The sequence below is a fragment of the Pseudomonas sp. NPDC077408 genome, assembly GCF_050269105.1.
Taxonomy (GTDB): domain Bacteria; phylum Pseudomonadota; class Gammaproteobacteria; order Pseudomonadales; family Pseudomonadaceae; genus Stutzerimonas.
Genome location: NZ_JBNNHS010000014.1, coordinates 1 through 14826, shown reverse-complemented (window position 1 = coordinate 14826; position 14826 = coordinate 1). Strand labels below are relative to the sequence as shown.

At 57.4% G+C, this 14826-nt stretch carries 12 protein-coding genes; 8 read left to right on the top strand and 4 right to left on the bottom strand.

The features are described from left to right. The first annotated feature begins 33 nt into the window (after positions 1 to 33). The 3 genes from ACQKEK_RS22085 to ACQKEK_RS22075 all read left to right on the top strand — a co-directional run bounded on the left by ACQKEK_RS22085 (position 34) and on the right by ACQKEK_RS22075 (position 6133). Entirely contained in the window at positions 34 to 1767 is a 1734-nt protein-coding gene (locus ACQKEK_RS22085; RefSeq protein WP_499144341.1) for a DUF1302 domain-containing protein, read from the top strand. A 108-nt stretch (positions 1768 to 1875) separates the two neighbouring features. Further along, positions 1876 to 3237: a DUF1329 domain-containing protein gene (locus ACQKEK_RS22080; RefSeq protein WP_045424971.1), complete on the top strand. Its 1362-nt coding sequence runs from the start codon at positions 1876 to 1878 to the stop codon at positions 3235 to 3237. Between the two features lie 274 nt (positions 3238 to 3511). Continuing rightward, entirely contained in the window at positions 3512 to 6133 is a 2622-nt protein-coding gene (locus ACQKEK_RS22075) for a LuxR C-terminal-related transcriptional regulator (protein WP_499144340.1), read from the top strand. Positions 6134 to 6282: 149 nt separating this feature from the next. Here ACQKEK_RS22075 and ACQKEK_RS22070 read toward each other — a convergent pair whose 3' ends face one another. The 4 genes from ACQKEK_RS22070 to ACQKEK_RS22055 all read right to left on the bottom strand — a co-directional run bounded on the left by ACQKEK_RS22070 (position 6283) and on the right by ACQKEK_RS22055 (position 8078). Beyond that, positions 6283 to 6552 carry a DUF3509 domain-containing protein gene (locus ACQKEK_RS22070; protein ID WP_128121785.1) on the bottom strand — a complete coding sequence of 90 codons (270 nt, stop codon included), beginning with the start codon at positions 6550 to 6552 and terminating at the stop codon, positions 6283 to 6285. A 106-nt stretch (positions 6553 to 6658) separates the two neighbouring features. Further along, a complete protein-coding gene (locus ACQKEK_RS22065; protein ID WP_128121786.1) occupies positions 6659 to 6922 on the bottom strand; it encodes a YebG family protein in 264 nt (87 codons plus the stop codon). Positions 6923 to 7018: 96 nt separating this feature from the next. Beyond that, positions 7019 to 7483: a multidrug transporter gene (locus ACQKEK_RS22060; protein WP_128121787.1), complete on the bottom strand. Its 465-nt coding sequence runs from the start codon at positions 7481 to 7483 to the stop codon at positions 7019 to 7021. A 133-nt stretch (positions 7484 to 7616) separates the two neighbouring features. Next, positions 7617 to 8078, bottom strand: a complete 462-nt coding sequence (locus ACQKEK_RS22055; protein WP_128121788.1) for a DUF721 domain-containing protein — start codon at positions 8076 to 8078, stop codon at positions 7617 to 7619. Positions 8079 to 8317: 239 nt separating this feature from the next. Here ACQKEK_RS22055 and secA point away from each other — a divergent pair, with 239 nt between their 5' ends. The 5 genes from secA to ACQKEK_RS22030 form a co-directional block, all read left to right on the top strand. Next, positions 8318 to 11056: a preprotein translocase subunit SecA gene (gene secA, locus ACQKEK_RS22050; RefSeq protein WP_499144339.1), complete on the top strand. Its 2739-nt coding sequence runs from the start codon at positions 8318 to 8320 to the stop codon at positions 11054 to 11056. Between the two features lie 112 nt (positions 11057 to 11168). Next, a complete protein-coding gene (gene argJ / locus ACQKEK_RS22045) occupies positions 11169 to 12386 on the top strand; it encodes a bifunctional glutamate N-acetyltransferase/amino-acid acetyltransferase ArgJ (RefSeq protein WP_499144338.1) in 1218 nt (405 codons plus the stop codon). Between the two features lie 78 nt (positions 12387 to 12464). Then, positions 12465 to 13403, top strand: a complete 939-nt coding sequence (locus tag ACQKEK_RS22040) for a Nudix family hydrolase (protein ID WP_499144337.1) — start codon at positions 12465 to 12467, stop codon at positions 13401 to 13403. 190 nt (positions 13404 to 13593) lie between these two features. Beyond that, complete coding sequence (gene ahpC / locus ACQKEK_RS22035) at positions 13594 to 14157, top strand: alkyl hydroperoxide reductase subunit C (RefSeq protein WP_046162591.1); 564 nt, start codon at positions 13594 to 13596, stop codon at positions 14155 to 14157. Between the two features lie 139 nt (positions 14158 to 14296). Next, positions 14297 to 14826: thioredoxin family protein (locus ACQKEK_RS22030; protein ID WP_499167698.1), on the top strand; the 530-nt coding region annotated here is incomplete at its 3' end.

The window sequence follows — 14826 nt, the reverse complement described above, 5'->3', positions numbered from 1 at the left end:
GTGAACGTACTTCGAACCAACCAGGAGCGCCTCATGACAAAAACAACAAGGCAAGGAATCTTCCAGCCCAAGACCCTGGCCCTCGCGGTCGCGTTGGGCATTGCATCACCCGCTTACGCTGTCACGTTCAATATTGGGGAAGTGGAGGGGCAGTTGGACTCGGCGATGTCGATCGGCGCCAGCTGGTCAACGACGGACCGGGATATGGATCTGGTGGGGCTTGCAAATGGCGGCACCGGCTACACCCAGACCGGTGACGACGGCCGTTTAAATTTCAAAAAAGGCGAAACCTTTTCGAAAATCTTTAAGGGCATCCACGATCTTGAGCTGCGCTATGGCGATAGCGGTGCCTTTATTCGTGGCAAATATTGGTACGACTTTGAATTGAAGGATGAAAACCGGCTGTTCAAGGACATCAGCGACAACAATCGTAAGGAAGCTGCCCAATCATCAGGCGCTCAAATTCTCGATGCGTTTCTCTATCACAACTATTACCTAGGCGACCTGCCAGGCACTGTTCGCCTTGGTAAGCAAGTGGTCAGCTGGGGTGAAAGCACCTTTATTGGTAACTCGATCAACTCGATCAACCCGCTCGATGCTGCGGCGTTCCGTCGACCAGGCGCCGAGATAAAGGAAGGCCTGATCCCTGTCAATATGCTCTACGTTTCCCAGAGCCTGAGTGATCGGCTCAGTATGGAGGCGTTTTACCAGCTGGAGTGGGACCAGACGATTATTGATAACTGTGGGACGTTCTTCGCGAGTAACGACGTAGCCGCGGATGGTTGCGATGACAACTACACGGTCGGCGCAACCTCTTTTGACCCGGCAACCGCAGCGTTCCTTGCGGCGAATTTTGGACTTGATGTGAATGAGGAGGGGATTGTTATCCCTAGGGGGGGCGATCGAGATGCCAAAGACTCGGGTCAATACGGTTTAGCTGTCCGTTGGTTGGCGGATGCCGCGGAGTACGGCCTATACGCCATGAATTACCATAGCCGCACTCCTGTGCTGAGCACTACCACTGCAGGCCTGCCAGCGTTTATCGCAGCGGGTGGTGCTGGCAATTTAGCCGCGGCTGTACTTCTTAACAGCGGCGAGTATTTCTTAGAGTATCCTGAAGATATCCGCTTATATGGCGCTAGCTTTTCTACCACATTGCCTACTGGTACGGCGTGGTCAGGCGAAATCAGTTATCGCCCAAATGCTCCGATCCAGATCAATACGACTGACGTAACACTCGCTCTGACCAACCCTGCGAATATTGGAAATGATACTCATGGGTATAACCGCAAGGAAATTACCCAATTTCAAACGACTTTCACTCATTTCTTTGACCAGGTTCTTGGTGCCGGTCGGGTTACAGTCGTAGGTGAAATTGGTTACGCTCACGTTGGTGGTCTAGAGAGCGAGAGCGAAGTTCGATACGGCCGTGATTCTATCTATGGACAATATGGCGCGACCGAATACGGTACTGAAGGCTTCGTAACCGCCAATTCCTGGGGCTACCGCCTGCGCGCACTTGCGGATTACAGCAACGTATTCGCTGGGGTGAACCTCACGCCAAACGTGTCCTTCTCTCACGATGTCGACGGTTACGGACCGAACGGTCTATTCAACGAAGGCTCGAAAGCTGTGAGCGTTGGCGTCGACGCTGTCTATCAGAACCGCTATACGGCCAGCCTGTCTTATACCGACTTCTTCGGTGGCGACTACAACACGCTGGTTGACCGCGACTTTCTTGCCCTGAGCATGGGCGTGAACTTCTAAGGAGGCTATTTCAATATCGCCGTACGGAGCTCTTCTGAGAGCTCCGCTACGCGCCAGTCTACATACAAGGCCTCCGGCCAAAACAAGATCAAGAGGAACTGGAAGCGTATGAAAACAACAAAAAAATTATTCAGTGTCTTGGCCTTCTCGCTGCTGGCAAGCAGTGTGATGGCTGCAGTCTCTCCAGAGGAAGCCGCAAAGCTCGGCAATACTTTGACTCCACTCGGTGCCGAGAAGGCGGGTAACGCAGAAGGAACGATTCCCGCCTGGACAGGCGGTTTGTCCACCGATGCCGCACCGCTGGATGACGGGCATCTGACCAATCCCTTCAAAAGCGAACAGCCTGAATTCGTTATCACCGCGCAGAATGTTGATCAATATAAGGACAAGCTGACTGCGGGCCAGCAGGCGATGTTCAAGCGTTATCCAGAAACGTACAAGATGCGGGTCTTTCCAACCCACCGCACTGCGGCAGTGCCAGACCGCATCTACGAAGCAGCCAAAAAAAGCGCTTTAAATACCGAGTTGGTTGACGGCGGTAACGGTATCGCCAATTTTTCCGACAGCCGCTACTACGCGTTTCCTATCCCAAAGAACGGCCTGGAGGTCGTCTGGAACCATATCACGCGGTACCGCGGCGGCAACGTGCGCCGTAATATTGTCCAAGCAACCCCGCAAACCAATGGCAGTTACACCTTGGTGCACTTCGAAGACGAAGTGGCTTTCCCTAGCGACATGACGGATCTGGATGCAGAGCGCGCGAAGAACGCGTTGCTTTTCTTTAAGCAGCGGGTAACAGCACCGTCGCGTCTCGCTGGTAACGTTCTGCTCGTACACGATTCACTGGATCAGGTGAAAGAGCCGCGGCAGGCCTGGATTTATAACGCCGGCCAGCGCCGCGTGCGTCGCGCCCCGCAGGTTGCCTATGACGGTCCAGGTACCGCAGCAGACGGCATGCGGACCACTGACAACTTCGATATGTTTAGCGGTGCGCCTGATCGCTACGATTGGAAGCTGGTCGGTAAGAAGGAGTTGTATATCCCTTACAACAGCTACGAGATCAATTCTAGCGACGTGCAGTACAGCGACATTCTGAAAGCCGGTCACGTCAATCAGGATCTCGCGCGTTACGAGTTGCATCGTGTCTGGGAGATCGAAGCCAACCTCAAGGAGGGTGAGCGCAACATCTACGCCAAGCGTCGTTTCTTCGTAGATGAAGATACCTGGACTATTGTGCAATCCGAGTTGTACGACGGCCGCGGCCAATTGTGGCGCGTCGGTGAGGCGCACATGTTGCAGTACTATCAGCACAAAGTGCCCGCCTATGCCTTCGAGGCGCTTTACGACATTATCTCGGGGCGCTATATCGCTATCGGCTTGAGTAACGAAGAACCGGCGCACGAATTCGGCTACAAAGCCTCTGCTCGCGACTTTACGCCTGCTGCACTGCGTAATGCCGGGGTGCGCTGATCAAATAGTATCTGTACGGTGAATAAGGCGGCCAGTTGGCCGCCTTTTTTATTGTCGGCACGGCAGGAGTGATATTTTTCAGCCATTAGAGATCGGTATCCAGCCAGTGTGGGCGGTTTTGCTTGCAAGGCGAGTCGACAAAGGTGCAACAATCGTGCAGGTTATTACCGCGCAAGCGCATCGATACGACCATGTCGACTGGCCCTGGAATAGGTGCTGACGCAGCGCTCAATGCGCTTCTCAATGGACTGATACGAATAAGAGAAACCTCGCTATGTCCGTACGCTTCAACCCTGGTGCCCTCAGCACAGAAGCCGCCGCGCAGGTTCAAGTTGCGACTATTCCACGTCTTCCACCGCTGCATATACCAAGGCCACGACTCGTCGATGCACTGCTCGAGGCCCGTTGTCGACTGCGTTTGATCTGCGCACCCGCCGGGTTTGGCAAGAGCGTACTCATGAATGAGTGCGCGCGGATGGTGCCTGCCGATACACATCTCGTATGGCTTGATCTCGGCGGCAGGGCTTTCTCTGCTGAAGCTCTGTGTTCACAGTTGCGCCGGGCGTTAAGCGGTACAACTTCAGAGAGCGGGGACGTTCAGCAAGATCTCATCAACCTGCTGAATGACTTTCCGCGGCCGCTTTGGATCATGTTGGATGATTATCCAAGAGAGGTAACCGCGCCGTTCGACGCCTGCCTCGACTTGCTTATCGAAAGGGGGCCCGAATCCGTCAGCTGGTGGGTTAGCAGCCGTCGGCAACCCGCTTGGAAGCTACCCAGGCTATTGCTGCAAGGTGACTTGTTCGAGCTGGAAGCCGAGGCGCTGGCGCTGACGGCTGGCGAGCTGCGGTTGTTGCTCAAAGCACACCGTCTGGAGCTCGCCGATGACACGTTCAAGCAGCTATTGGCGGGCAGCGAAGGGTGGTTGGCCGGTGTCAGTCTGCTGTTATTAAATGCTGATGAGCAGGCGGTTCGTGAGCGGTTGACCGCTGGTACGTCATTGTTGCGGGATTATGTGCAGCGCGAGGTGCTCGAGGGGCAGAGTGAGGATATCTGCCGCGCGCTGTTCGCGTTGGCACGTATGCCGCGCTTTTCATCGCAGCTGTGTGAGCATGTCCTCGACGGCATAGGACATGATCTTCTTGATGTGCTCAAGACATCCCAGCTGTTCATTCGCCAAACCGACAACTGTGGTGAATGGTATCGCCTGTGGCGGCCGCTAGCGTTGATGTTGCAACGCATGCCAGGTGTTGCATCACCCACCCAGACGCACCTGCGTGCCTGTCAGTGGTTTGCCAATCGCGGTGAAATGCGTGAGGCCGTGGAGCACGCATTGTGGGCAGGACAGCCAGAAGTCGCAGCCAACTTCTTACAGCGCTACGGGCAGGAGCAGCTGCTCATCGGCGACAACGTTTCGCATTTCATGAAGTGGCGCAGTGAACTTCCACAAGATTTGTTCAACAGCACGACCCGGCTGATCGTGCTGCATGGCTGGGCTTTGATCATTTCTGCTCGGTTAGACGAAGTGGATGACTGCCTCGCCGATCTGGCCAAGTTCTTTCCTCAACCCGATGCTCGACGTCAGGCGCAGCTGCTTGCTCAGTGGCAAGCGTTGCGCGGCTTTCTAGCGCGTTTGCGTGGCGAGCCTGAGGCCAGGGACTATTGCCTTCAGGCTCTGGAGGTTCTGTCTGACCACGCTTGGGCGCAACGGGTGCTTTGTTATCAGGCGTTGTCCCAGCAGGCGATAGCCGAAAGCCAGCTCGAGTTGGCCCAGCATTACAATAGCGAAGGCATGAAGCTTGCGCGGCTTAAGGGCAGCGTGCTGTATGAAGCGATGCTTAGCATTGATCGAATCCAACTGCTGGAAATTACTGGCGAGTTCGAGCGAGCCGTTGGAGTGCTGGAAGAGTCGCTGATGGTGCTACGCGACGGTGTCGGCCATAGCCCGATCATCGGCCGACTGAAGCTGCTATGGGGCCATCTGCTGGCTTATCAGGGGCTCGACGAGCCGGCCCGCGAGGCGTATCAGCAGGGTCGAGTCGAGACGGAAACCTGTGGTGATTCATATGTCTTCTTTGGCTATGCCGGGCTGGCGGAGCTGGCAGCTCGCAATCAGGAATTCCCTACGGCCTACCATTGGCTGCGAGAGGCCGAGCGGTTGGCACAGTGGCGACACGTGCCGGAGGCCCGTTTCCGCGGCATTCTGCCGTTGATAACTGGACTGACGTGGTTGCATCAGGGGCAATTGAAGAAGGCTAGGGCCGTGTTTATACAGGTGCTCGAACTTTACGAGGGCCACGCGTATATCGCACCTTCTGGGTTCTACGAGTTGCTGCCGCGGGTTCAGCGTTACCTTGCGGTAATCGATCTACTGTCCGACCGGGGTGCGTTGGCCATCGACACGCTGCGTGAACTTATCGAGCAAAACCTCCGTTCGCAGCGGTTGGGGCTGGCCTGTGAGTGTCGCTTCACGCTCGCCGAAGCGCTTCAAATGGAAGGCCAGCATGACGAAGCGGAGCTGGAGCTTCGCAAGGCGCTCGGCGAGGCCGCAAAGCAGCATCTGGTCAAGCCGTTGTACGAGTTGCAGCATCGCCAGCCACAATGGCTTGCCAAGATGTTGCCTGCAGGGAAGGGAGAAAGCCTGCGTGATCGGTTGCTGCAATTTGAGCGAGAGCCTGAAGAGAGCGCTGCCCCGGGTGATGAGGCCATCCTGAGCAACCGCGAGCTCACGGTTCTGCGTCTCATCGCGCAGGGTTGTTCGAACCAGGAGATTGCCGAGCAACTGTTTATTTCTCTGCATACAGTCAAGACTCATGCCCGGCGAATCAATACCAAACTCGGGGTGGCCAGACGTACGCAGGCGGTGGCACGAGCCAAGGCTTTGGCCTGGCTGTGACCCTCGTCAGGGGAAGTAGGGCTAGATGCGTGCCGCGAATCATGACAGGCGCCGGCTGCACTGCTCCGGCGGAGGGAGGCTAACTATTGTTCTTGTTTAGTCAGGGTGATCGTCGGAGTTGCAGAGCCTCCTGGCAATCAGGTCGACGGTTACTGAACGGCTGAGTGCGAATGCTTGGTCAGGCGATAAGAGCTGGTCTGTCCGCCTCGTTCGATGGCGAGGCTGAACTGCAGGCTGGTGATCAAGCGTTCGAGCTGCTGCTGGTCCCGCCATTGGCTGGAGCTGATGAAACGCTTCACCGCCACACCTGCCGTGTCGGTCAGGGTTAGCAGAATACTTCCGTCGGGTTTCTGGATGCTGAAATTGACGTTGTAGTCTGGCTGAAACACATCGCTGATTTTCTGGAAAGGACTGTTCATGCCGGTACCTAATTGGATGACTGCCCCCAATGGACCTAGTACCGATTGACTAGTTTCGCCCGCTGGACGTGTTCCTTGCGACGGATCACCGCAGGGCCATAATGTCTCAGGATGGCGCGGCGGAAGCTGGCAGCTCTTCCAATGCCTCCGGATTGTTTTTAAATGCCTTCGCAAACAGGTCACGGTGTCTGGCCATAAAGATGCCGATGTCGTCGGCCTGCTGTTCGCTCAGTGAAGGCGTAGCCTTCTGCAGTGCCGCAGCCAGGGCTTCGGCCAGCTCGAGCATTTTGTCGTGACGATCGGCTTCGGCTTTATCCATGAACAAGCGCTCCAGGTCCCGGCTGCTGCGGTACACAACTTCGACGGCCATCTGCCACCTCGGCTCAAATGAATGGGATACTGTTTATCCATACAGCATAAGCTGCCTGGCGAAGATTGAAAAGCGTCGAGGTATCAAACTGTCAGCTCAATTGGCGAAGTGGCCTCTAAGCCGCTCGGCGCGAAAGTCTAGGTTGCTGCTCCGGTAGCCTGAGCGCAGCGGTGGTAGCGGGGCGCAGGATTGCCAGCGTTGGCCGGGTTGCAGGTCCCCTGGGCCACGGTATTGCGGCGCGTCATAGTTGGAGGTCACCAGATTAAGGCTGGAACCGGGGGAGTAGGCGGCTACCTCCCAGCTCAGTTTGCGCATTGGCTTGGGGCTATGGTTGTCCAGAATGATGAGCAACGGCTGTCCGGCCGGGCAGCTAGTCGGTGCATACGACATCCGCAGCTGGAGTTGAGCAAGCAGCTGCTCTTCCCGTTGTTCTTGCCAGATCACCCAGGCCGCAACGATACCAAGGCCAAGCAGCGCTCCCAGCGAAATCGGTACCGCTCGAAGGGGGTACCGAACCAATAGGATCAGCCATGTTGCGACTAGAAGCGCGCCGATCAGCATGGCGAGGGGGCGCGCGAATAGTTAACCATTGAAACCTCTTTTCACTGTGATCCGGCAGACATCCTAACGCTGGCTCGCACGGGGTGCGACTTTCAATTGCCAGGCATGTGGCCGTGGTGCCTGCGGATGCTGTTCAAGCATCTCTGTCGGGGCGGGCGTGGCTGGCGAGCCGCTCAAGCGCGGCCCTGAGCTTGGGGTCCTTAATGCCACGAGCGGTTTCCTGGATATTGTCTGCTGCACGCGCCGACAGTGCTGGCGGCGGCCCGGGTTTGTGCCGCGGCGTTTCGGGGGGCTGTACCTTGAACTGGATACGACTCAGGCCGCTGAATTCTTCCAGACACAGCAGTTGCCGTTGTAAGCGTCGTTGTTGGTAGCGCAGTCGCGTTGCCCAGTGACTGTCGGTAACGATCAGCAGCAGTGTTCCCTCGCGCCATGAGGCCACACGACAAAACTCTCGTGCTGCGGGCTGCAACTGGCCGTCGACCAGTTGCTGTAGTCGATCCAGTCGCCTCGCTTCGCCAAACAGCGCTTTTAGCGGTTTGGCCTCTCGCAGCAGCGACGCAGAGGCTCGGGCCGGCAAGGGGCGAAACGACATGGTTGACGCTCGTGAGTGAAGAACCGACATATTAGCAGAACCCTGCAATAGCCTTCTGATCGCGCTGTCACCCGTCAAACCTGCGACCGGATCGCCTGGTTCCAGGCGCCATTGGCTGGCGCAGCTGCGCAGCAGGCACCTTTCCTCTCGGGCGTTTCCGAGTAGAATGCCCCCTTTGCACGAAGCCGTGGTGGCCCTGCGGCCGTGCCTCCATCCCCAGCATGGAAGTTTTTGTCGATATGTTTGCGCCTTTAATGAAGAAGCTCTTTGGTAGCAAAAATGAGCGTGAGGTCAAGCGCATGCTCAAGGCGGTTCAATCCGTCAATGCGCTCGAAGAGCAGATGCTGTCTCTCTCCGACGAGCAGTTGCGGAGCAAGACTGAAGAGTTCAAGGCCCGCCTCGGCCAAGGCGAGACCCTCGACCAAATTCTTCCCGAAGCGTTTGCCGTTTGCCGCGAAGCAGGCAAGCGTGTGATGGGCATGCGTCACTTCGATGTACAGCTGATCGGCGGCATGACGCTCCATGAAGGCAAAATTGCTGAGATGCGTACCGGTGAAGGCAAGACACTTGTAGCGACCTTGGCCGTATACCTCAACGCACTGGCGGGCAAAGGCGTACATGTCGTTACGGTGAACGATTACCTGGCGCGTCGCGATGCCAACTGGATGCGTCCGCTGTATGAGTTCCTGGGCCTGACGGTTGGTATCGTCACACCTTTCCAGCCGCCGCAAGAGAAGCGAGCGGCGTACGCGGCCGATATAACCTACGGTACGAACAACGAGTTCGGCTTCGACTATCTGCGCGACAACATGGCGTTCAGTCTCGAAGAAAAGAACCAGCGCGAACTCAATTTTGCAGTCATCGACGAAGTCGACTCGATCCTTATCGATGAAGCCCGCACGCCACTGATTATCTCCGGCCAGGCCGAAGACAGTTCCAAGCTCTATCAGCAAATCAACCAGCTGATCCCTCTGCTCAAGCAGCACATTGAAGAGGAAGAGGGAGTCGTTACCCAGGAAGGTCACTTTTCGATCGACGAGAAGACACGTCAGGTCGAATTGAACGAGTCGGGTCACCAATTCGTCGAGGAAATGCTGACCAAAGCAGAGCTGCTCGCCGAAGGCGAGAGTCTGTATTCCGCCCACAACCTTGGCTTGTTGACCCACGTGTATTCCAGCCTGCGTGCGCACAAGCTGTTTCATCGCAACGTCGAGTACATCGTCCAGAATAACCAGGTGCTGTTGATTGACGAGCACACCGGTCGGACCATGCCAGGTCGTCGCCTTTCCGAGGGCCTGCATCAGGCCATCGAAGCCAAGGAAGGGCTGCCGATCCAGCCGGAAAGCCAGACGCTTGCGTCGACCACCTTCCAGAACTACTTCCGTCTGTATAAAAAGCTATCGGGCATGACCGGTACTGCAGACACAGAAGCGTTCGAATTCATGCAGATCTACAACCTGCCGGTAATGGTGATTCCGACCAACAAGCCGCTGGCACGTAAGGACTACAACGACCTGGTCTATCTGACCCAGGAAGAGAAGTTTGCTGCCATCATCGCGGACATCAAGGATTGCCAGAACAACGGTCGTCCCGTTCTGGTGGGCACTGCAACCATCGAAACATCTGAATATGTCTCGCGTCTGCTGGTCAGCGAAGGCATCGAACACAAGGTGCTAAACGCCAAGCACCACGACAAAGAAGCGGAAATCATCGCGCAGGCGGGACGCCCGGGTGCGGTGACCATCGCTACCAACATGGCAGGCCGAGGCACCGACATCCTGCTCGGCGGCAACTGGGAAGTTGAAGTGGCGGCGCTCGAGAATCCAACGGATGATCAGGTCGCGCAAATCAAATCCGACTGGCAGAAGCGTCATCAGGCCGTACTCGAGGCGGGTGGCCTGCATGTAATCGCATCCGAGCGTCACGAGTCGCGCCGTATCGACAACCAGCTGCGTGGGCGCGCCGGGCGCCAGGGCGACGCCGGTTCGAGTCGCTTCTACCTGTCGCTGGAAGACAGTTTGATGCGCATCTTCGCCTCGGATCGGGTGAAGAATTTCATGAAGGCACTGGGCATGGAGTCCGGTGAGGCGATTGAGCACCGCATGGTGACCAACGCCATCGAAAAGGCCCAGCGCAAAGTCGAAGGCCGCAACTTCGACATGCGTAAGCAATTGCTCGAATATGACGACGTCGCCAACGAGCAGCGCAAGGTGATCTATCACATGCGCAACAGTCTGCTGGCCGCCGAGGAAATCGGAGAGACCATCAGCGAGTTCCGCCGCGAGGCGCTCGATTACGCTATCAATCAGCACATTCCGCCGCAGTCGCTGCCCGAACAATGGGATATCAGTGGGCTCGAAGCGGTGCTCTACAGTGATTTCGGAGTGCGGCTACCGGTCCAGCAATGGCTCGACGAAGACGAGAAGCTGTACGAGGAGACGCTGCGCGAGCGCATCCTCGAGGCGCTGATAGCGGCCTACAACGAGAAAGAAGAAATGGCTGGCGCCGAGGCGCTGCGCACTTTCGAGAAGCAGATTGTCCTGCGCGTACTCGACGATCTGTGGAAGGATCACCTGTCGACGATGGATCATCTGCGTCATGGTATCCACCTGCGCGGCTACGCTCAGAAAAACCCGAAACAGGAATACAAGCGCGAGTCCTTTACGCTGTTTCAGGAACTGCTCGAGTCCATCAAGCGCGACAGCATTCGGGTTCTGTCCCATGTGCAGGTTCGTCGCGAAGACCCAGCCGAGGAGGAGCAGCGTTTGCGCCGCGACGCTGAAGAGCTGGCGCAGCGTATGCAGTTTCAGCATGCCGAGGTTTCGGCGCTGGAAGCAGACCAAGAGGATCCAGAGGCTGAGGGCGATGTAGCGGCAGCTGCAGCTCCCACCCGTATCGAGCAAAAGATCGGGCGCAACGAACCTTGCCCTTGCGGGTCCGGAAAGAAGTACAAGCATTGCCACGGACAGGTTCAGTAAGCTGACCCTTCTGTGTTGACCCGCGCCGCGACCGGCTCTAGCCGCTCGCGGCGTTTTTCTCCCTGATTTTCGGTGGCCGAAGGCCATCCATCCTTTCTGAAGGAGCGCATCAATGGCTGTCGGTCTTGGTCCCCTACCTACACTGCACCCGGTTCCCGGTTTCGAGCTCGGCATCGCTTCGGCGGGTATCAAGCGACCTGGCCGCAAGGACGTCGTAGTGATGCGTTGCGCTGAAGGCTCAACGGTTGCGGGTGTATTCACCCTCAACGCCTTTTGCGCAGCGCCCGTCATTCTTGCGAAGCAGCGGACTCAGGGAACGGTACGTTACCTACTGACCAATACAGGAAACGCTAACGCTGGAACTGGTGAGCCTGGAATGCAGGCAGCCATCCGCAGCTGTGCCAGCCTGGCCACCTTGGCTGGCGTTAACGCCGATGCAATCCTGCCGTTTTCAACCGGCGTCATCGGTGAGTTGCTGCCAGTTGAGAAGATCGAGGCGGCGCTTCCCGCAGCGCTGGCCGACCTCGATGAAAATCACTGGGCCGAAGCCGCCACCGGCATCATGACTACAGACACGCTGCCCAAGGGCGCGAGCCGTCAATTCGAGCACGCTGGCGTGACGGTTACCGTGACCGGTATTTCCAAAGGTGCCGGCATGATCCGTCCCAATATGGCGACGATGCTTGGCTATATCGCAACCGATGCGAAGGTCGCTCAGCCCGTATTGCAGGATCTGCTGCAGGATGCGGCCAACAAGTCGTTCAACCGTATCACCATCGACGGCGACACCTCGACCAACGACTGCTGCATGCTGATCGCTACCGGCAAGGCTGACGTCGCTGAAATCACAGAAGCCTCTGGTGAGCTGTTCACCAAGCTCAAGCAGGCGGTCTTCGATGTCAGCATGGAAGTGGCTCAGTCCATCGTTCGTGACGGCGAAGGTGCCACCAAGTTCGTCACGGTCCAGGTCAACGGTGGCCGCAACCATCAGGAGTGCCTCGATGTTGGTTATGCTGTCGCGCACTCGCCATTGATCAAAACAGCACTGTTCGCCTCCGATCCGAACTGGGGGCGCATTCTGGCGGCGGTCGGTCGTGCAGGCGTTCCCGAGCTGGATGTGAGCAAGATCGATGTCTATCTGGGCGCCATATGTATCGCCAGCCAGGGTGGACGTTCGCCGAGCTATACGGAAGAACAGGGCGCCGCGGTCATGGCTGAGGAAGAAATCGAGATTCGTATCGAACTCGGTCGCGGTGATTGCAGCGAGACGATCTGGACCACGGACCTCTCTCACGAATACGTGCGGATCAATGCTGAATACCGCACCTGATCCGTTGGCAATCGGCATGGTGAATAAACTGCTGCGGCAGGTCCCAGCGACGGGCGGACCTCCGTTTGGTGTCGGAACATGAAACGGCTCCACGTCGCCGCCGGCGTGATCCGTGGCGCCGACGGTCATGTGCTGATCGCCAAGCGCCCCTTAGACAAGCACCAAGGTGGGCTATGGGAGTTCCCCGGCGGCAAGGTCGAGGAAGGTGAGACTGCAGAGGCTGCGCTTGCGCGGGAACTGGCAGAAGAATTGGACATTGCGGTAATTGCTGCGAGGCCCCTGATCCAAGTGCGCCATGACTATCCGGACAAGCAAGTGCTCCTCGATGTCTGGGAAGTGCTTGAGTTTGACGGCGAGCCGCACGGGGCCGAGGGGCAGCCGTTGGCTTGGGTGTCTGCGGAGGATCTGCCGCGTTATGACTTTCCGGCGGCAAACCGGCCGATAATCGCTGCGGCTCGTCTGCCGAAGTCGTACCTGATTACCCCGGACAACTTGGCGCCACAGGAGCTGCTTTGCGGTGTGGCGTCCGTGTTGGATGCAGGGGTTCGGCTGCTGCAGCTACGCTGCCCCTCGCTGCCGGACGCTCGGTACCGGGCGCTGGCAGCTCAAGTGCTGGAGATTTGTGCGGGGCGTGCGCAGGTAATGCTAAAAGGGCCATTGGAGTGGGCCCATGATTTTCCGGACGCCGGTTGGCATCTAACGGCCTCGCAGCTGCGTAGGTACGCCGACGCGGGCAGGCCCATAGAACCGGAGCGATGGCTCGCCGCGTCATGCCACGATTTGGCCGAGTTAGATCTGGCGAAGCAGATGGGGGTTGATTTCATTGTGCTCTCGCCGATACTTGCTACCGCCTCGCACCCCGAAGCGAGACCTTTGGGGTGGCAATGCGCTGCCCAACTGCTGCTAGGCTTCGCTCAGCCTGCATATCTACTGGGCGGCCTTGGTCCGAGTGATGTGGCGAGGGCTGCTCAGGTTGGTGCGCAGGGCGTCGCAGGAATTCGGGCATTCTGGCCATGAGCGGTAGCGGCTCGCGTACGACCCTCGCCTGAATTGTCGGGCAATGATGGTGTCTTACGGGCCGTCGTAGATTGATAGCGGTTAGATAGAAAGACTCTATCGAGTCTATTTCCTCAATCAATTAACCATATCTCGCTGCCTGCGCTATCTTAGGCGGCGTTAAGTTCTGAATCCCAAAAGGAGTTAGTAGATGTCTCTGATCAATACCCAAGTCCAGCCGTTCAAAGTTAACGCTTTCCACAATGGCAAGTTCATCGAAGTCACCGAAGAGTCCCTCAAGGGCAAGTGGTCGGTGCTGATCTTCATGCCGGCAGCCTTTACCTTCAACTGCCCGACCGAGATCGAAGACGCTGCCAACAGCTACGCCGAGTTCCAGAAGGCCGGTACCGAGGTGTACATCGTTACCACCGATACCCACTTCTCTCACAAGGTCTGGCACGAGACTTCCCCAGCTGTCGGTAAAGCTCAGTTCCCGCTGATCGGCGACCCGACCCACCAGCTGACTCGCGCTTTCGGCGTGCACATCGAAGAAGAAGGTCTGGCCCTGCGCGGCACCTTCCTGATCAACCCGGAAGGCGTGATCAAGACCGTTGAGATCCACTCCAACGAGATCGCTCGCGACGTCTCCGAGACCCTGCGCAAGCTGAAAGCTGCTCAGTACACCGCTGCGCATCCAGGCGAAGTTTGCCCAGCCAAGTGGAAAGAAGGCGAAGCCACTCTGGCCCCGTCGCTGGATCTGGTCGGCAAGATCTAAACAGCCGAGAGGCGCTGCGCCCACCGCAGCGTCCAACTCGCTGTTTTTCGGACGATTCATAGGTCCGAGTTCCAACGCCTGGGCGTGAACCGCCCGGGCGTTTTATTACCCGAATTCCGCAACAAGGGGAACGCTGCTCATGTTGGACTCCAATCTCAAAGCGCAACTGAAAACCTATCTGGAAAAGGTCACCCAGCCGTTCGAGATCGTTGCATCCCTCGATGACGGCGCCAAATCCCAGGAAATGCTCGCCATGCTGGAAGACATTACCAGCCTGAGCGACAAGATCACCCTGCGCACCGACGGCAACGACTTACGCAAACCTTCGTTTGCGCTCAACCGTATCGGTGGCAACATCAGTCTGCGTTTCGCCGGCATTCCGATGGGCCACGAGTTCACCTCGCTGGTGCTGGCCCTGCTGCAGGTCGGTGGTCATCCGTCCAAGACCGCACCTGAAGTCATCGAGCAGATCAAGAACCTCGACGGTGAATACAACTTCGAAACCTATTTTTCGCTGTCCTGCCAGAACTGCCCGGACGTGGTCCAGGCGCTTAACCTGATGGCCGTGCTCAATCCGAACATCCGCCACGTCGCCATCGACGGTGCGCTGTTTCAGGAAGAAGTCACCATTCGCCAGGTCATGTCCGTGCCGAGCATCTACCTCAACGG

Excerpts from the sequence above, each read along its gene's own strand:
- ACQKEK_RS22085 (WP_499144341.1), top strand. The coding sequence starts at position 34 with ATGACAAAAACAACAAGGCAAGGAATCTTCCAGCCCAAGACCCTGGCC.
- ACQKEK_RS22080 (WP_045424971.1), top strand. The coding sequence starts at position 1,876 with ATGAAAACAACAAAAAAATTATTCAGTGTCTTGGCCTTCTCGCTGCTG.
- ACQKEK_RS22075 (WP_499144340.1), top strand. The coding sequence starts at position 3,512 with ATGTCCGTACGCTTCAACCCTGGTGCCCTCAGCACAGAAGCCGCCGCG.
- ACQKEK_RS22070 (WP_128121785.1), bottom strand. The coding sequence starts at position 6,552 with ATGAACAGTCCTTTCCAGAAAATCAGCGATGTGTTTCAGCCAGACTAC.
- ACQKEK_RS22065 (WP_128121786.1), bottom strand. The coding sequence starts at position 6,922 with ATGGCCGTCGAAGTTGTGTACCGCAGCAGCCGGGACCTGGAGCGCTTG.
- ACQKEK_RS22060 (WP_128121787.1), bottom strand. The coding sequence starts at position 7,483 with ATGCTGATCGGCGCGCTTCTAGTCGCAACATGGCTGATCCTATTGGTT.
- ACQKEK_RS22055 (WP_128121788.1), bottom strand. The coding sequence starts at position 8,078 with ATGTCGTTTCGCCCCTTGCCGGCCCGAGCCTCTGCGTCGCTGCTGCGA.
- secA (WP_499144339.1), top strand. The coding sequence starts at position 8,318 with ATGTTTGCGCCTTTAATGAAGAAGCTCTTTGGTAGCAAAAATGAGCGT.
- argJ (WP_499144338.1), top strand. The coding sequence starts at position 11,169 with ATGGCTGTCGGTCTTGGTCCCCTACCTACACTGCACCCGGTTCCCGGT.
- ACQKEK_RS22040 (WP_499144337.1), top strand. The coding sequence starts at position 12,465 with ATGAAACGGCTCCACGTCGCCGCCGGCGTGATCCGTGGCGCCGACGGT.
- ahpC (WP_046162591.1), top strand. The coding sequence starts at position 13,594 with ATGTCTCTGATCAATACCCAAGTCCAGCCGTTCAAAGTTAACGCTTTC.